This is a genomic window from Streptomyces sp. NPDC018947 (assembly GCF_044390505.1).
Lineage (GTDB): Bacteria > Actinomycetota > Actinomycetes > Streptomycetales > Streptomycetaceae > Streptomyces.
This window is the reverse complement of sequence record NZ_JBIRZD010000002.1, coordinates 125,296-141,736: the sequence shown is the minus strand read 5'-3', so window position 1 is coordinate 141,736 and position 16,441 is coordinate 125,296. Positions and strand designations below refer to the sequence as shown.

General features: G+C 71.8%; 15 protein-coding genes. 12 read left to right on the top strand and 3 right to left on the bottom strand.

Features of this window, described 5'->3' with window-relative positions:
• Nucleotides 1-124 precede the first annotated feature (124 nt).
• Nucleotides 125-817, bottom strand: coding sequence for a GntR family transcriptional regulator (locus ACH499_RS05325; protein ID WP_356198386.1), 693 nt, complete (start codon nucleotides 815-817; stop codon nucleotides 125-127).
• Nucleotides 818-1,094: 277 nt separating this feature from the next.
• Between ACH499_RS05325 and ACH499_RS05320 the strand changes: the two genes are divergently transcribed.
• From ACH499_RS05320 to ACH499_RS05300, 5 genes are all read left to right on the top strand, one after another.
• Nucleotides 1,095-2,453 carry an MFS transporter gene (locus ACH499_RS05320; RefSeq protein WP_399013915.1) on the top strand — a complete coding sequence of 453 codons (1,359 nt, stop codon included), beginning with the start codon at nucleotides 1,095-1,097 and terminating at the stop codon, nucleotides 2,451-2,453.
• 352 nt (nucleotides 2,454-2,805) lie between these two features.
• Entirely contained in the window at nucleotides 2,806-2,985 is a 180-nt protein-coding gene (locus ACH499_RS05315; RefSeq protein ID WP_399013913.1) for a lasso RiPP family leader peptide-containing protein, read from the top strand.
• Complete coding sequence (locus tag ACH499_RS05310) at nucleotides 2,985-4,856, top strand: asparagine synthase-related protein (protein ID WP_399013912.1); 1,872 nt, start codon at nucleotides 2,985-2,987, stop codon at nucleotides 4,854-4,856. The genes ACH499_RS05315 and ACH499_RS05310 overlap by 1 nt, the downstream gene beginning before the upstream one ends.
• Nucleotides 4,857-4,860: 4 nt before the next feature.
• The gene (locus ACH499_RS05305; RefSeq protein WP_399013911.1) at nucleotides 4,861-5,250 is read left to right on the top strand and encodes a hypothetical protein; all 390 of its coding nucleotides are present in this window, start codon (nucleotides 4,861-4,863) and stop codon (nucleotides 5,248-5,250) included.
• Nucleotides 5,247-5,675, top strand: a complete 429-nt coding sequence (locus ACH499_RS05300; protein ID WP_399013910.1) for a lasso peptide biosynthesis B2 protein — start codon at nucleotides 5,247-5,249, stop codon at nucleotides 5,673-5,675. Before ACH499_RS05305 ends, ACH499_RS05300 begins: the two co-directional genes overlap by 4 nt.
• A 348-nt stretch (nucleotides 5,676-6,023) precedes the next feature.
• Here ACH499_RS05300 and ACH499_RS05295 read toward each other — a convergent pair whose 3' ends face one another.
• Nucleotides 6,024-7,052: a LacI family DNA-binding transcriptional regulator gene (locus ACH499_RS05295; protein WP_399013909.1), complete on the bottom strand. Its 1,029-nt coding sequence runs from the start codon at nucleotides 7,050-7,052 to the stop codon at nucleotides 6,024-6,026.
• Nucleotides 7,053-7,254: 202 nt separating this feature from the next.
• Here ACH499_RS05295 and ACH499_RS05290 point away from each other — a divergent pair, with 202 nt between their 5' ends.
• The 7 genes from ACH499_RS05290 to ACH499_RS05260 all read left to right on the top strand — a co-directional run bounded on the left by ACH499_RS05290 (nucleotide 7,255) and on the right by ACH499_RS05260 (nucleotide 15,355).
• Nucleotides 7,255-8,325, top strand: a complete 1,071-nt coding sequence (locus ACH499_RS05290; protein ID WP_399013908.1) for a C45 family autoproteolytic acyltransferase/hydolase — start codon at nucleotides 7,255-7,257, stop codon at nucleotides 8,323-8,325.
• Between the two features lie 26 nt (nucleotides 8,326-8,351).
• Nucleotides 8,352-9,980, top strand: coding sequence for an amidohydrolase (locus ACH499_RS05285; protein WP_356198372.1), 1,629 nt, complete (start codon nucleotides 8,352-8,354; stop codon nucleotides 9,978-9,980).
• Complete coding sequence (locus ACH499_RS05280) at nucleotides 9,977-10,996, top strand: ABC transporter permease (protein ID WP_399013907.1); 1,020 nt, start codon at nucleotides 9,977-9,979, stop codon at nucleotides 10,994-10,996. The genes ACH499_RS05285 and ACH499_RS05280 overlap by 4 nt, the downstream gene beginning before the upstream one ends.
• Before the next feature lie 77 nt (nucleotides 10,997-11,073).
• Entirely contained in the window at nucleotides 11,074-11,868 is a 795-nt protein-coding gene (locus ACH499_RS05275; RefSeq protein WP_399013906.1) for an ABC transporter permease, read from the top strand.
• The gene (locus ACH499_RS05270; protein ID WP_399013904.1) at nucleotides 11,865-12,887 is read left to right on the top strand and encodes an ABC transporter ATP-binding protein; all 1,023 of its coding nucleotides are present in this window, start codon (nucleotides 11,865-11,867) and stop codon (nucleotides 12,885-12,887) included. The genes ACH499_RS05275 and ACH499_RS05270 overlap by 4 nt, the downstream gene beginning before the upstream one ends.
• Nucleotides 12,884-13,690 (top strand): ABC transporter ATP-binding protein, encoded by an 807-nt coding sequence (locus ACH499_RS05265; RefSeq protein ID WP_399013903.1) that lies wholly within the window; start codon nucleotides 12,884-12,886, stop codon nucleotides 13,688-13,690. Before ACH499_RS05270 ends, ACH499_RS05265 begins: the two co-directional genes overlap by 4 nt.
• 15 nt (nucleotides 13,691-13,705) lie before the next feature.
• Nucleotides 13,706-15,355, top strand: a complete 1,650-nt coding sequence (locus tag ACH499_RS05260) for an ABC transporter substrate-binding protein (RefSeq protein ID WP_399013902.1) — start codon at nucleotides 13,706-13,708, stop codon at nucleotides 15,353-15,355.
• A 304-nt stretch (nucleotides 15,356-15,659) separates the two neighbouring features.
• On the opposite strand, the gene ACH499_RS05255 is transcribed toward ACH499_RS05260, so the two are convergent.
• Nucleotides 15,660-16,322 carry a hypothetical protein gene (locus ACH499_RS05255; RefSeq protein WP_399013901.1) on the bottom strand — a complete coding sequence of 221 codons (663 nt, stop codon included), beginning with the start codon at nucleotides 16,320-16,322 and terminating at the stop codon, nucleotides 15,660-15,662.
• Nucleotides 16,323-16,441 lie beyond the last annotated feature (119 nt).

Sequence of the window (16,441 nt, the reverse complement as noted above, 5' to 3'; positions counted from 1 at the left end):
GGTGTGCGTGGCGGGTGCGCCGTGAGCGGCCGCTGGGTGCGGGGCCGCGGCTCGTGAGTCCGGTGGTCCGGGCACTGTGCGGCGGTGTCGTTCCGGGCCGACGCCGCGACGCCGGTCCGGAGGGTCAGGCCTCGCGGCGCGCCGCGGCAGCGCGCACCATGTCGACGACCTCGCGTTCCGAGTCGTCGAGGTAGCCGCGCAGCGCCTGTGAGGCCTCGGCGCGTCGTCCGGTGCGCAGCAGGTCGCACACCTCGCGGTCGCGCGGCACCCACTGCGTCTGGAACTCGGGTTCGCGCGGCACCTCGGCGAAGGCCAGGCGGAGCTGCGCGACGATCGTGTCGAAGAACCGGTCGAGCCGCCGGCTGCCGAGCAGCCGTACGACGCTGCGGTGGAAGTCCAGCGACCAGGTGCTGACCTCGTTCCAGCGCCCCGCCCGTGCCGCCGCCTCCTGAGCCGAGACCCGCTCCTCGAGCGCGGCCAGCGCCTCCTCGGACGCGTACACGCTCTCCTCGACCGCACGCAGCTCGAAGCAACGGCGGGCGGCGTAGATGTCGTGCACGTCGGCCACGTCGAGCTGCTTGACGGCGGCTCCCTTGTAGAGGCGGTGGACCGCCAGGCCCTCGTGCACCAGGAGCCTGACGGCCTCACGGAGGGTATTGCGCGATACGCCCAGTTCGGTGGCGAGTGCCGCGTCCCGCAGCGGCAGGCCCGGCGGCAGCTCGCCCCGGCTGATCCGCTCGCGGAGCCGGTCGGCGACCGTCGCGGCGGCGACGTCGCCGGGTTCGGCGGTCCCGGTGGTGCTGTGTTCTTCGGACATGCCGGGGACAGTACCGCAGGATTGTTCATCAATCCATAGTCGCGTCGGCCGAATGTGTGTCGCTGGGGCTGCGAAAACTCGGCACGTGCAGGGAACTTCGCCCCAATGGGCCGGCCGAGGATTGTTCGACCCTTGACAGGATCGTTCAATCATTTCTAACTTGACCGCCACCGCTGGCCCCCGTCGCCGTCATCGACGCCGCTCGACGGATGACATCCAGCCGCGTCTCCCCGCATGACTCCGCCCGTCTTCTCGTCCCCCGTCACGGAGGTGGCTCATGCCGCCGGTTCCCGCTCCATCCGCCGCAGACGAGTCCCAGAGCAGTGGCCGTGCCCTGCTGGAGGACAGCGCACTCACCTCGTTCCACCGCAGGCTGACCGTCTATTCGGCCGGCGGGCCCTTCCTCGACGGGCTCATCCTCGGCGTGATCGGTGTCGCGCTCACCCAGATCGGCCCGCGCTGGCACCTCAGCGGGCTCTGGGAAGGCCTGCTCGCGGCGGCCGCGCTGTGCGGTCTGCTCATCGGCGGGACCGTCTTCGGGTACGTCACCGACCGCTTCGGCCGCCACATCATGTACACGATCGACCTGGCGGCGATCGTCGTGTTCTCCGTCGCCCAGGCCTTCGTGACCGGCCCGGAGCAGCTTCTCGTGCTGCGCTTCCTGATCGGCATCGCCGTCGGCGCCGACTACCCGATCGCCACCTCCCTGCTCGCCGAGTTCGCACCGCGCAAGCATCGCGGCGCCATGCTCGGCCTGCTCACCGTGATGTGGTCCGTCGGCAGCGCGGCCGCCTACCTCGTCGGCGACCTGCTGCTGCGCCTCGGCCCCGACGGCTGGCGCTGGCTGCTCGCCTGCCCCGCCCTGCCCGCCGCGATCCTCGTCGCGCTCCGCTTCGGCACCCCCGAATCGCCCCGCTGGCTGCTCTCGCAGGGCAGGGTCGAGGAGGCGGAAGCCGTCATGCGCAAGGTGTTCGGCCCCGGTGCGGGCGTCGCGGACCTGGGCACACCGACCCAGCCCGCCCGCTTCTCGACCGTCTTCCGCGGCACCTACGGCAAGCGCACCGCCTTCGTCTCGGTCTTCTGGGCCTGCTCCGTGATGCCGATCTACGCCATCTACGCCTTCGGCCCCCAACTGCTCACCGCCATGGGCTTGTCCGGCGACGGAGACGGCACCCTCGGCTCGGTCGCCATCAGCCTCGTCTTCCTGGTCGGCTGCCTGGTCTTCCTGCCCCTGCTGAACCGCGCGGGACGCCGTCCCGTCCTCATCTGGACCTTCGTCGCCTCGACGGTCCCGCTCCTCGTCCTCGGTGTCCTCCCCGGGCTGCCGGCGATGTGGGCGGGCCTGCTGTTCGCCGTGTACGCGATCGCCGTCGGCGGCCCCACACTGCTCCAGTGGATCTACCCGAACGAGCTGTTCCCGACGGAGATCAGGGCCACCGCGGTCGGTGTCGGCACCGGCTTCAGCCGCATCGCCGCCGCCATCGGTACGTTCCTGACCCCGCTGGCCCTGGAGCACTGGGGCGTGGGGGCGACGCTGCTCCTGGCCGGCGGCGTGTCGGCGGTGGGCACGGTGGTGTCGATGGCGATGGCGCCGGAGACGCGGGGCACCTCCCTGGAAGCCTCCAGCGCCACCTGAACCAGCGGCAGGCCCGCGACCGCGGACCTGGGACCGCCCGTGAGCGAGGGGTGGCGGGGAGCACGACGGCTCCCCGCCACCCCTCACGCGGCCGGGCGGACGGCCGATGACCTTCCCCGCGGGGTCGATGCGGGCCTCCGGGCCGGCCTGCGCACGAACCGCAGCCCGCGGTGTGCCGGATGCCTGATCCGGCCAACTTGATGCGGTACGGGGGAGGACGGGCTGATTCCTCACCCCGCCGGGATGGACATCGCCGGTGCGGGCCGGTCATGCTGACCACTCCGGACAAGGCCTTGCCAAGGGTTCACTGACAGCCCATTACCGTCCATGAGGTCCGACGGGAGCGAGAAGGATGAACTCCGTACACCAGCACCGCGACCCCACCGACGAGCAGACCCCCGCCACCGCGGCGGACGAGCGCGGTCCCGGACTGCTCCTCGTCGACGCCGGGTCGGTGCGTGACGTCACCCTGGGGAACTGGCCGTTCGGGCACGCCGACGACACGCAGCACTGGACACCGACCGACGACTGATGCGCTGGGCGGCCGGGTTCCGGACAGGGCCGGACACCAGCGGGACGCCGGTCACGGCGCCCCTCGGCGGAGCTGAGATCCCCGGCTTCGCCACAGCGTGGACGGTCGGGCCGGTCGTCGTGCGCACCGCGGAAGTCCACGGCCCCGGACGGTCCCGGATCGCGGCCGTCGGCGACTGCCCGCCCACCCGTGCCGAACTGGCCGCCACCCTCGACGCCATACGGGCCGGGCACCTGGACCGGCTGCCCGAGCGGCCCGGCTCCTGCCTGCTGGTGGCCGAGGCCGCTGACCGTACGGTGGTCGTCGGCGACCGCGCCGGCGTCTGGCCGGTCTTCTACCGCAGGGACCCCGACGGCGGAACCTGGTGGTCGAACGCGGCCGCGCCGCTGGCGGCACTCTCCGGCCCTTTGGTCCCCGACCTTTGCGCACTGGCGGCCCGCACCGCCCTGCCCGGCGTCGTGCTCGACCCGCACAGCAGCCTGTTCCCGCAGGTCGCCCGAGTGCCGCCCGGGATGGCCCTGGTCTGCGGACCGGGATCGGCGCGACTGGCCCGGACACGCACCAGCCCCGCCCTCGGGGGCGCGGAGCCCCTCTCCCCGGCCGAAGGAGCCGAACTTCTGCGCGCGCGGCTGACCGAGGCGGTCGCCCGCCGGGTGCGCGTCACCCCGATCCGTTCCGCCGACCTGTCCGGCGGGCTCGACTCCACGGCCCTCACCCACCTCGCCACGCGGGCGGGAAAGATCCACGCCGTCACCTACACCGACGAGTGGCTGCTCAACGACGACCTGCCGTACGCGACGGCCGCCGCTGCCGGAATGCCGGGGATCGTCCACCACGTGGTGACGGGCGACCGCTCCACGCTCCACTACACCGGCCTGACCTCGGAGCACCTCGCCGTCCCCTTCCCGGACGCCCCGAGTCCTACCGTCGTGCTGTGGGCGATGAAGACGAAAGTGCTGGGCGCGATGGCCGCACACGGCTCACGAGGCCACTTCGTGGGCACCGGCGGAGACACCGTACTCACCGCTTCCGGTGTCCTGACCGACGCCCTGCGCGCCGGACGCCACATGCGGGCCGTCGCCACGGCCAGGGCGGCGGCCCGCCTCACCCACACGTCCGCCTGGCACCTGTGGCGCGCGGCCCGGTCCAAGGCCGCGCTGCCCTTGGCGGCTGAGGCGGAGCGCCTCGCAGCCCGGCTGCGCGGACCCGCGGTCCCCGAGATCACGGCGGCCGCCATGGGCAGCCGGACGGGGCGGGCCCGGGGAGCGGACGCCGCCTGGCTGCCGGACCCGACGATCGCCGACTGGATGCCCCGTCCGGCCCGTGACCTCCTGGCCGCCCACCTCAGCGAGACCTGCGGGGCCCGCGAACAGCCGACGAGCCTCGCCCGCTGGCGCGACGCGAACGGCCTGGCCGGGGTCGGCGACGACGTCGCCCAGTACGCGCACCTGGCGGCGAGCCTCGGCATGCCCATCTGGGCCCCGTACCTGGACGACCAGGTGGTCGCGGCCTGTTTCGGCGTGCCGCCCGGGGAACGGCATGTCCCCGGGGAGTACAAGCCGCTGCTGACCCGGGCCATGGACGGCATCGTCGACGACCGGATCCTGGCCCGCCGCACAAAGGGCACCTTCGCCGGTCCGGTCTACGCGGGCCTGGCGGAACACGCCACCGAACTCACCGAGTTACTGGGACCCGGCTCCCGCCTCGCCCGTCTCGGGCTCCTCGACCCGGAGCCCGTCGCCGCCGTACTACGGCGGGCGGCGCCCGGGCTTCCTCTGCCGCTCGGCTCGGTGCACAACATCGTCGCGATCGAGGTGTGGCTGCGCCAGTTGGAAACCCGGAACCGCTCGTCCTGGTGGAAGGAGACCTGATCCCGTGCCGTGGGTCTTGCCGCATACCGTGCACGTCGTCCACCACGACACCTCGGGCGCCGCTCTGCTCGACGAGCGCTCCGGACGCTGGTACCACCTGTCCCGACCCGGAGGCCGACTGCTCAAGGCGATCCTCGCGGGGGCCGACCCGGAGGAGGCAGCGGCCGAAGCCGCCGTACCGGGTGACCCCGCACGGTCCGCGCGGGCCTTCCTGGCCCTGTTCCACGACCTGCGGGCCGCAGGTCTCCTGATCCCGAGGTCCGACGGCTCCCCGCACCCCGGCCGGCCGGGTCCCGGACCCACCGGCAGGCCCACCGGAGGCCTCACGACGAGACTCGCCGGAAGAATCACCGCGAGACTCACGGGGAGAGCGACCGGAAGGACCCGACGATGACCCTGCCCGTCGCTCCACCGGCCGGCCCGCGGCCCTCCGTCACCCAGCGACTCAGCGGGACCCTCGGCTTCGCCGCCGCCGTCCTCCTGCTCAGGCTTCCGCTGCGCCGCACCACCGCCCTCGTGCGCCTGCTCCACCGACTGCCCCTGAGGGAACCCACGCCGGCCCGGGCCGCGCGCATCGTGCAGGCGGCTCGCTCGGCCGGTGCCTGGTGGCCCGGGCGCGCCGCCTGCCTGGAGACCTCGCTCGCCGCGACCCTGGCGGCCACCGCCCAGGGCTACCGGCTCTCTTGGTGCCTCGGCGTGCGCTTCCTCCCACCGCCGCGCGTCCACCACGCCTGGGTCGAGACCACGGCCGGCCCGGCCGGCGAACCCGAGACCGCGCTCCCGCACGGCTGGCCCTACGCGACGGCCCTGCGCATCTGACGCGAGCGGAGGAGGGCGAGGAACGCAGGGTGGACGGCTCGGTCCCGGGCGACGGGTGGAGAGTGCCGCGGAACACGGACGTCGACGAGGACATCAGCCGCAGCCACGGGTGATAGGGCCTCGGTCCTGGTGCTGCTCTTGCGCACCGATGCCGATTCTCGCCGGTCGGCCCGGGCTGGGCGTTCCTCCGCAGTGACTACTGCTCCGGTGCCCGGGAACCGGACACCCCCACCCCTCCTGCGGCCAGGGCGTACCTGCACCGGCGGTTCCACCCGCACTTCGCTCCGGCGAAGCCGCCTGTGCCGAACCGGCCCGTCCACGGCCACCCCGGTCCCGGCTCAGCGAGGATCAGGCGTGCGTGTCCGTGCGTCGCGACGACGCCCGGACCCGGAACCGGGCCGTCGTCAGGACCGGTCCCGCGCTCGGCTCGCCCGCGATGCGCGCCTGGAGGAGGTCGAGCAGGGCCAACGTCGTCTCCGCGACGTTGAGTTCGACTGCCGAGATGGCCGGCCGGCTGTGCCTGGTGTGCTCGGAGTCGGAGGCCGCGGCAAGCATCGTCCGGTCGGGCACGGCGACACCGCAGGACGTGAGGCCCGCGAGCACTCCGGCTGCCTGACGACCGGTGTGGCACAGGATCGCGTCGGGAATCCCCTCCTCCACGATCGCGCGCGCGATCTCCTCGCCGCCGTGCTCACCGGCGCGCTCGGCCGACGCGTGGACGCGGGGCACGATCCCGGCCTTCTCGCACCAGGCGCGGTACATCGCCTCGCTGTCGATGTTCCACGCGTTGGGGTCGGTTCCGCGCAGCAGCACGATCGACCGGGCTCCGGATGCGGCGAAGTGTTCGTAGACGCGCCGGAAGCTCAAGCTGTCGTCCTCGGTGGCCCAGTCGGTGAAATCCGGCCGGCTGGGATCCCGTCCCAGCGTCACGTACGGGATCCCGCGCCGTTCGAGGAGAGCGATCACCGGGTCGTCCACGTGCGGCATCGTCACGATGTACCCGTCCAGCGACAACGCCAGGGGCGGCGTCGGCCGCCTCGTGGGGTCGGGCACCAGCATCACACTCAGCCCGCGGTCCATCGCCTGCGCCGAAACGGCACCGATGTAACGGCTGAACACGTCGACACCCCGCGGCGCGTACTCGCCCAGCGCGTCCAACGACCGCATGACGAGACCGATCGCCCCTACGGACGAACGCCGCAGGCCGCGGGCGAGGGCGTCGGCCTCGTACTCCATCTCCTCGGCGATGGCTCTCACCCGCAGCCGCGTCGCCGCGCTCAGCGTCCCGGTGTCGTTGAGCGCCATCGACACCGCCGCCACCGAGACGCCCGCGCGCTGGGCGACATCGCGAATGGTGACGCCGTTCGAGCGGGCCACGGAAGACCTCCTTGGTTCGTACCTCCGCCGTTGCGCTGTCACCCTCACGCGGTCGCACCGCGTCGACCTGCGGCGGCCCGGGCGGCGGGGAGCACGGAGAGTGACGCTGTCGACACCATTGTATTAAACGTTTTACCTACCTAGCGTGTCGCCCGCCCCTCACCGTGACGGGCCTCACAGACAAAGGTCGGACAGCACCACCATGAAGCTGCACACCCTGCGTACGACCACCACCGGCCACCGCGACCGCGGGCGCGAGATCGGCGCACGATTCGCGGACCAGGTGCGCGACGTCAGCGCCCGCTACGTGGCGCATTTCAAGGTTCTGGGCATCTCGGAAACGACGGTCCGCGACATCGTCGCCCACAGCCGCGACGCCCTGCGCGACTGGTACCCGGGTCTCGCCGAGGAGTCCGACGCCATGGCCGAGGCGTCAGGAATCGAACCCTGGCAGGTGGCGGCGGTCGGCGCCCGGACCGAAGTACTCGCCGCCGCGCCCGGGAAGGGCGAGTGCACGACAGCCGTGTACGCACCGCCCTGCGGTGGCCCGCCCGAGACGATCCAGACGTGGGACTGGCACGACTCGCTCACGCCGGACGGTCTTCTGCTGTCGATCGTGACCGGGGCACAGCGCCGGGTGAAGCTCTTCACCGAGTTCGGCACGGCCGCGAAGATCGGGGTGAACGACGCCGGCCTCGGCCTGCATTTCAACATCCTTCACCACCGTTCCGACGACGCCACCGGCGGCGTGCCCGTCCACGCTGTCGCGCGTCGTGTCCTCGAGGAGGCGACCACGGTGGCGGAGGCCCGCGACATCGTCGCCTCCGCGAGCGTGAGCGCCTCCACCGTGCTGACCGTCGCGACCTACCGCGACGGCCGCGCCGCGGCGGCGTCCATCGAGATGTCGCCCTCCGGGTTCGCCGTGGTGCCCCCCGGCACCGACGGCTGGCTCGTCCACACGAACCACTTCCTCGACGCCGGCCTCGCCGGCGGTGACACCAGCACCCCGGAATTGATGTCGGTCGAGCGGCACCGGCACACCCGGGCTGTGCGCGGCGGCATGACCGGCCGGTGCGCCCCGGAGCGCGCGGCCGCCTTCTGCGGCGGCGACGGCGCCACCGCCGTGGTGTGCGTCCGTGCCGACGATTCCCGACCGGAGCACGAGCGGTGGAGCACGTTGCTCACCGCATCCCTCGACCTTCCCGGCTTCGCCCTCGAGTACGGGGCAGGCAGCCCCGACGCCGCGGCCCGCGAGGGCCTCGACCGGTTCTGAGCAACCCGATGGACAAGGACACGACCATGCCCGCACATCTCTACCGCAACGCCCGCGTCTTCACCTCCCATCAACGCACCTGGGCCGAGTCGCTCGTGGTGGTCGGCGACCGGCTCGCCTACGTCGGCGACGAGGCCACCGCGGCACGGGTGGCCGGACCGGATGCCGTGATCCACGACCTCGACGGCGCGACCGTCCTGCCCGGCTTCGTCGACGGCCACGCCCACGTGATCGGTACCGGCGAGGCGGCGGCCCAGGTCGATCTCTGGGGCGCCGGCTCGGTGGGGGAGATCCAGCGGCGCATCCGGACGTGGGCGCGGGAGAACCCCGGCGCACCTCGCGTGCTCGCCACCGGGTGGAAGCACGGTGACATCCCGCGCGGCCTGCCCGATCGGGGCATGCTGGACGCCGTCGTCGCCGACCGGCCCGTCTACGCGCAGGCCTACGACTTCCACTCGATCTGGCTGAACTCGGCCGCTCTCGCCGAAGCCGGCATCGACGACACCACGGCGTCACCACCGGGAGGAACGATCCACCGGGACGGGCGGGGGGCGGCCACCGGCCTGGTCGACGAGACCGCGATGCATCAGCTCGTATGGCCGGTGCTCGACAGCTTCGTCGCCGACTCCGACCGTGACGAGGCACTGGCGGTCGCGCTGGCGGCGTACGCCGAGTCCGGGATCGTGGGTTCGACCGAGATGGCGCTGGGCGAAGGCGACTACGAGGCGATGCGCCGTGCCGACGCGAGGGGCACCCTGACCACGCGCATCGCCGCGTTCTGGCGCGTCCGGCCCACGGGCGACGAGGGGGCGAACCTGGCCCAGGTCGAGCGCGCCGTCGCCCTCGCCGCCCACCGGTCGACCCCGTACCTGCGCGTGACCGGCATCAAGGTCATGGTCGACGGAACCGTCGACGGGTGCACCGCGTCGCTCGGAAAGCCCTATGCGAACGGTACGAACGCCGACCCGATCTGGAGTCTCGCCGAACTCGTGCCGGTGGTGGCCGCCGCGGACGCGGCCGGCCTGCAGGTCGCCATGCACGCCATCGGCGACGAGGCGATCCGGGTCGCGATCGGCGCCGTCGAGCAGGCCGTCGCTCTCAACGGCCCCAAGGAGCGCCGCCACCGCATCGAACACCTCGAAGTGGTCGACCCCGCCGACATCGACCGACTGGCAGCACTCGGCATCACGGCGAGCATGCAGCCCGTGCACGCCGATCCGGCCATCCAGGAGAACTGGCGACGCGTCCTCGGCGACGAGCGGGCCGACCGCGGCTTCCCGTGGCCCGAGATGACCGGGGCCGGAGCCACGCTGGTGCTCGGCACCGACTCTCCGACGTCGCCGCACGCCCCGCTGCCCAACATGTTCATCGCGGCGACACGGCGATCGGCACTGGATCCGTCGCTGCCTGCCAACATCGCGCACTACGCCCTGCCGCTGGCGGACGCCATCGTGCACGCCACCCGCGACGCCGCCTGGGCGAGCCGCTCCGAGCACCTCCACGGCCGCCTCGCCGAGGGGTTGTACGCCGACTTCATCGTTCTCGACCGGGACATCTTCGCCCGGCCGCTCGAGGAACTGCTCGACACGCGCGTGCTGCGGACCGTCGTGGGCGGCCGCGTGGTCCATCAGGCACAGCCGGGGGTGAACCGATGAGCCACGCGACCGTGCCGGCACCCGCGGCGGCGAGCCGGGTGAAGGCGGGACGACGGCCTTCCGGGACGGTGCTGCGGTTCATCGCCGCCCGCGTCGCGGGGCTGGCGGTGACCTTGTCCCTCGCGAGCCTGGTCGTCTTCGGAGCGCTCTACGCCGCTCCGGGGAGCCCGCTCACCTACCTCACGCACGGTCGCACCATGAGCCCCGACGCCATCGCCGCCATCACGGCCGAGTACCACCTGGACGACTCCCTGTGGCAGCAGTACCTGAGATGGCTCGGGGGCGTGGTGCGGGGCGACTTCGGCACCTCGATCATCTACAACCAACCGGTGTCGTCGCTGGTCGGCAGCCGCGCCGCCGTGACCACGCTCCTCGTGCTCATGGCCGCGGCGATCGTCCTCGTGCTCGGGCTGGCCGTCGGCACGCTCGCCGGCCTCAGGCCCGGCCGGCTGTCGCGCTCCGCCATGGCCGGGGCCACGGTCCTCATGGCGGTGCCGACCTTCGTCGGTGCGGTCGTGCTGATCATCGTGTTCGCCGTGAACCTGGAGTGGTTCCCGGTGTTCGGGGCCGGCCGCGGTGGCCTGGACGAGGTCTACCACCTGGTTCTGCCGTCGCTCGCACTCGCCCTCGCGTCGGTCGCGTTCGTCGCACGACTCACCCAGACCGCGATCCGGCAGGAGCTGGCGGCCGATCACGTGCAGACGGCGATCAGCCGCGGACTGCCCCGCGGGGTCGTCGTACGCCGACATGTGATGCGCAACGCCGCGATGCCGGTGCTCACCGTCGCGGGTCTCACGATCGCGGGTCTGATCGCGGGAAGCGTCGTCGTGGAACAGGTCTTCCAGCTCGGCGGGCTCGGTCAGTTCCTCGTGAACGCGGTGCAGCAGAAGGACTTCCCCGTCGTACAGGCGATCTGCCTGATGTACGTCGCCGCGTTCATCGTGCTGAACACCCTCATCGACGTCGTCTACACACTGCTCGACCCGCGCGTGTCGATCGGGAAGAAGGACTCGTGAGCACAACGCCCGCGGTGCGACTCACCGGAGCCCGAAAGGCCCGCGCACGGACGACGCGGAACAGGGCGGCCCTCGGCATGTCGGGTTGGGTGGCGCTCGCCCTGATCGGACTCGTCGGCTGCCTCGCCGTACTCGCCCCCCTCCTCGCACCGCACGATCCGAACGCCGTCGACCTCGCCGGCGCGTACCAGGGCTCGAGCGGCGCGCACCTGCTGGGAACCGACGCCAGCGGACGCGACCTTCTCTCCCGCCTCGTCCACGGCTCCCGGACGGCACTGATCGGACCGTTCCTCGTCGTGGTGATCTCGACCCTCCTCGGGACGGTGCTCGCCCTCGCGGCCGTGTGGTTCGGCGGCTGGTTCGACCAGATGGTGGTCCGCGTCGTCGACGCCGTGTTCGCCTTCCCCGGCCTGCTGCTGGCGATCCTGGCGACCGCCCTGTTCGGCTCCGGCCTGAACGCCGCCGTCGCGGCGCTGTCCATCGCCTACATCCCCTACATCGCGCGCATCGTTCGCAGCGCGGCGCTGCGAGAACGCTCACTGCCCTACGTCGCGGCACTGCAGGTCCAGGGCGTGCACGGGGTGCGGATCGCGGTGCGGCACATCCTGCCCAATGTGGGTGGACTGATCGTCGCCAACGCCACACTCGCCTTCGGATTCGCCCTGATGGACCTCGCCGGGCTCTCGTTCATCGGCCTCGGAGTGCAGCCGCCGACATCCGACTGGGGCGCGATGGTCGGCACCGGGATGGCCGGTGTGCTGCAGCAGCACCCGCAGGAGGCCCTCTTCGCCGGCGCGCTCGTCGTCGTCACCGTCGGTGCCGTGAACGTACTCGGCGACCGGCTCACCGAACGCTGGGAGGCACGCTCGTGAACGCACTTCTCGAAGTCGACGGTCTGACCGTCCGGTTGCCCGTCGCGGGCGAGCTGCGCACCGTGCTGCGCGACGTCTCGTTCTCCCTCGCCCGTGGAAGCACCCTCGGCCTGGTCGGCGAGTCCGGATCGGGCAAGTCCATGACGGTTCGCACCATCGCCCGCCTGCTCCCCGGCGGCGCCGACGTCCGGGGCGGGGTCCGCTTCGACGGCGCCGACGTGTTCGACCTCCGTACCGACGCCCTGCGGTCCTACCGGGCGAAGGACGTCGCGATGATCTTCCAGGACGCACGGGCCCACACGAACCCCGTACGCACGGTCGGCGACTTCCTCACCGAGGCGATGCGCACCAACGACCGCATGGCCGGACCCGCTGCTCGCAAGCGCGCACAGGAACTGCTCGCCGAGGTCGGGATCGGGGACGCCGAGCGCCGGCTGCGACAGTTCCCCCATGAGCTCTCCGGCGGCCTGCTGCAACGGGTGATGATCGCTGCCGCGGTCGCCGCGCGGCCTCGGCTCGTCCTCGCCGACGAGCCGACGACCGCGCTCGACGTCACCACCCAGGCGGAGGTGATGGCGATCCTCGGCCGCATGCAGCGCGAGTACGGCATGGCGATGCTCTTCATCACCCACGACCTGGAACTCGCCGGTGCGGTGTGCGACGAGACGATCGTGCTGTACGCCGGCCAGGTCATGGAGCGTCAGGCGTCGGCGCGGTTGCACGAGGATCCGCTGCACCCCTACACGGCCGCACTGGTGCAGGCACGGCCCGAGATCGGCCGGCGTGTCGATCGGCTGCCCGCGATCCCCGGGCATCCGACCACCGCCTACGAAGCACCGGACGGCTGTGGTTTCGCACCGCGCTGCCGGTTCGCACAAGAGGAGTGCCGCGCGGGGGTTCCGCCACTGACGCGCATCGGTCCCTCGCAGACCCGATGCGTCCGGATGCCGGGACTCCGGGGCCTGACGGTGCCGCGGGAGTACGTCGGCTCCGAAGCGAACGAGGAGGTTCAGCGATGACCGGACCGCTGCTCGTCGTCGAGCACCTGACCAAGACGTTCGGCCGTGGACGGACCGAGGCGACCGCGGTCGCCGACGTGAGTTTCACCCTCGCCCCGGGCGGTGCCCTCGGCATCGTCGGCGAGTCCGGGTCCGGGAAGACGACCACGGCGCGAATGATCATCGGCCTGGAGCGTCCCACCGGCGGTCGCATCCTGTTCCGCGGCGAGGACCGCACACGCCCGGCGCGTTCCGCGCGCAGGCGCCGTGAGCGGGGCCGGGACATCCAGATCGTCTTCCAGGACCCGTACACCTCGCTCGACCGCCGCCAGCGCATCGGCGACTGCCTCGCGGAAGTCGTCGGTGTGCACACCCGGCTCGGCCGCGACGAGACCGGGAAGCGCGTGAGCGAGCTCGCCGAGCTCGTCGGGCTCGACGACCGGCAGCTCGCGGCACTGCCCGGGGCCCTCTCGGGAGGACAGCGTCAACGCGTGGCCATCGCTCGCGCGCTCGCCGCCGATCCGGACGTCCTCATCCTCGACGAGGCCGTGTCCGCCCTGGACGTCTCGATCCAGGCACAGATCCTCAACCTTCTCTCGGACATCCGGCGGAAGCGCGGCCTCGGCTACCTGTTCATCAGCCACGATCTCGCCGTCATCCGCCAGGTGACCGACGACACGATCGTCATGCGGCACGGCACCGTCGTCGAGCAAGGCCCCACCGCCGACGTGCTCGACCGCCCGCAGGACCCCTACACCCGCTTGTTGCGCGACAGCGTCCCCCGCAGCGGGTGGGACCCCGAAACCCTCACCGCCCGACCCTGAACAGGGAGTTGCCCCATGTACTCACCCCGCCCGCACAGACGGACAACGGCACTCGCCGTCGCCGCCGCCGTCCTCGCGTTGGCCGGCTGCTCCGGCGGAGGCACGTCCGGCACCGAAGGAACCGGGTCCACCGACACGCTGACGACGTTCACTCCCACGGGCTCGGGCTCGGTCGACTCGATCACCTGGAACGTCTTCCAGGGCGAGCCCCAGACCATCGACCCCTTCCAGTCGGCCGACTACACGCCGAACATGATCAACTCGAACATGTGCGAGACGCTGCTCGCCCAGACACCCGACTTCCGGATCAAGCCCAACCTGGCCACGTCGTACGCCAACCCCGACCCGACGACCTGGGTCTACAAGCTGCGCACCGACGCCACCTTCTGGGACGGCTCGCCGATGACCGCCGACGACGTGGTGTGGAGCATGCGGCACAACATGACGGACAAGTCCAGCTTCTACGGCTACCTGTACGCGAACGTCGCCTCGATCGCGAAGACGGGCGCCGGCGAGGTGACGGTCAGGCTCAAGAAGCCCGACTATCTCTTCAACGACGAGTTGGCGAGCTTCGCCGGTGTCGTCGTCAAGAAGGAGTTCTACGAGCAGCACGGCAGGAAGGCGGGGACACCGGACGTCGGTGTCATGTGCACCGGCCCCTACCGGTTCGACACGTGGACACGAGGCCAGTCGATCCGTGTGAGCCGCTACGACGGCTACTGGAACAAGTCGCTGCCACGGAGGGTGAAGAACATCGACTTCACCTTCCTGACCGACGACTCCGCGATCACGTCCGGTCTGCTCTCGGGGCAGATCGACGGCACGTACGGCCCGCCGATGGCCGGGCTGACCCAGTTGAGGGCATCGTCGGCGGGCAAGCTCTACTCGGGTGCCGCGCCCCTGGCCGTCACGCTCGTGGTGGCGAACCCGAAAGGCGCGATGGGCAGCGCTGACGTACGCAAGGCACTCCAGAGGGCCATCGACTGGAAGGGCATCGGCAAGCAGGTGTTCGCGGGCAAGGGGACCCCCGCTTCGCTGCAGACCGTGCCGGCCGTGTACGGCTTCGCCGAGGACGAGCTGACCTCCTACGCCGACTCGGTCCGAACCGACGGGTCCGCCAAGATCGAGGAGGCGAAGAAGCTGCTCGCCAAAGTGCCCGACGACGTGAAGTCGCAGCAGATCAGCCTCGTGGTTCCGCAGCAGGCGGAGACCCAGCAACTGGGCCTCGCGATCAAGGCCGCGGCCGACAGGATCGGGTTGACGTTCAAGCTGAACGTCGTTCCCGCGACCGGCTACTCGAACTACCTGTACGACCCGGCGACGCGCGGCGACACCGACCTGCTGTACACCCAGTTCTGGCCGAACATCCCCAACCCGCTCGACTGGCTCGGCCTCACCGCGGTGACCGGCGGCACCTTCAACCAGTCCGGCTACAACGGCATCGACGGACTCTACGCCGAGGCGATCGGCACGAAGGACGACAGCGCCCGCTCCAAGCTGGTCGTGCAGATGGAACGGAAGCTGCACGACGAGATGAATCCGATGTTCCCCGGCATCCAGCTCACGAACGACGTGTGGCTCGGAAACAAGATCACCGGGGCGCCGGCGGCGTTCGACTACGTCTACTACCCGTGGGCGGCCTACCTCGGCGGAACGGGCAAGTAGTCCTCGCGGGAACGGGGCGGGCTTCCGGTGCGGTCGCCGGACGTCTGGTCCGCCGGGCCGGTCCCGCCTGTCGTCCGGAGCCGAGTGGCCGGGAGGGGCCTCCTTCCGGCCACTCGCCGGACACGGCCCGGCCCTGGACTTCGCGGGAGCCCCCGACGGAGGCCGCCGCTTGATGGCGGGCCGCCTCACCGAATCGCGGGCAGCGGCTCCCGACCGGTCACGTCGAGGACGGCGAAGCGACGGCCGGACGAGCACTCGGCGGCGAGCACCCGCTGTGGGTCGTGCGACGTCCCGGCCGTCGCCGTCAGCCGGGCAGGCCCAGGCCGTCCAAGGAGGTCCCGGCGGCCCACTGTCGCAGTTGCCGGCCGCCGACAAGGCGGACCCTGCCCTGACGGGAGGCCCACTGGACATCCGCGCGGCTGTGCGAACCCGGGGTGACCAGCACGCGGATCGGATGGTCGACCCCGGGACGGCCCGGCTCCCGCAGGGTGGGAGCGGGACCGACCAGAGTGTCCCCGTCCGTCGGCACCTCGTCCGCCGGACGGAATCCCACGTCGAGCCGGCGGCCGCCGCGGTCGCGTGCGTACAGCCGAGGGCGGCCCGCGTCCGGCATGGAGATGACGTGCCAGCCGTCGCGCTGCAGCATCCGTTCGACGGCCACCGCCAGGCCGTGCTCGTCCAACGCCGCCAGTTCCGCGGGGGTGTAGATGCCGCCGCGCCGGCGGACCACCGCACGGCGCCAGCGCCGCCCCACCACCGCGACGACCGCGACCAGGGCAACGCCCAGCAGCAGGCCGCCGGTGCCGAGCGCGCGGTACAGCCAGGCGAGGGCTACCGCGAAACCGGCCAGGGCCAGGCCGAGGCCGACGAACGCGGGCAGCACGTCGCGAAGTTCCGGTCCGTAGCGCCCCTGCGCCCGCAGTTCAGCGATCGCATGCTGCTTCCGTGCGCGACGGGACTCGGGCACGGGAGGGGGCTTCTCCCCCGCAGGTGTTGCCGGGTGACGCCACCGTGTGGCCCGTACCGCCGGTCTGGGCAACAACCCTTCCCCCTCCGTCCTGCGTACAGACACCTGCTCGTGCGACT

Excerpts from the sequence above, each read along its gene's own strand:
- ACH499_RS05325 (WP_356198386.1), bottom strand. The coding sequence starts at position 817 with ATGTCCGAAGAACACAGCACCACCGGGACCGCCGAACCCGGCGACGTC.
- ACH499_RS05320 (WP_399013915.1), top strand. The coding sequence starts at position 1,095 with ATGCCGCCGGTTCCCGCTCCATCCGCCGCAGACGAGTCCCAGAGCAGT.
- ACH499_RS05315 (WP_399013913.1), top strand. The coding sequence starts at position 2,806 with ATGAACTCCGTACACCAGCACCGCGACCCCACCGACGAGCAGACCCCC.
- ACH499_RS05310 (WP_399013912.1), top strand. The coding sequence starts at position 2,985 with ATGCGCTGGGCGGCCGGGTTCCGGACAGGGCCGGACACCAGCGGGACG.
- ACH499_RS05300 (WP_399013910.1), top strand. The coding sequence starts at position 5,247 with ATGACCCTGCCCGTCGCTCCACCGGCCGGCCCGCGGCCCTCCGTCACC.
- ACH499_RS05290 (WP_399013908.1), top strand. The coding sequence starts at position 7,255 with ATGAAGCTGCACACCCTGCGTACGACCACCACCGGCCACCGCGACCGC.
- ACH499_RS05285 (WP_356198372.1), top strand. The coding sequence starts at position 8,352 with ATGCCCGCACATCTCTACCGCAACGCCCGCGTCTTCACCTCCCATCAA.
- ACH499_RS05280 (WP_399013907.1), top strand. The coding sequence starts at position 9,977 with ATGAGCCACGCGACCGTGCCGGCACCCGCGGCGGCGAGCCGGGTGAAG.
- ACH499_RS05275 (WP_399013906.1), top strand. The coding sequence starts at position 11,074 with ATGTCGGGTTGGGTGGCGCTCGCCCTGATCGGACTCGTCGGCTGCCTC.
- ACH499_RS05265 (WP_399013903.1), top strand. The coding sequence starts at position 12,884 with ATGACCGGACCGCTGCTCGTCGTCGAGCACCTGACCAAGACGTTCGGC.
- ACH499_RS05260 (WP_399013902.1), top strand. The coding sequence starts at position 13,706 with ATGTACTCACCCCGCCCGCACAGACGGACAACGGCACTCGCCGTCGCC.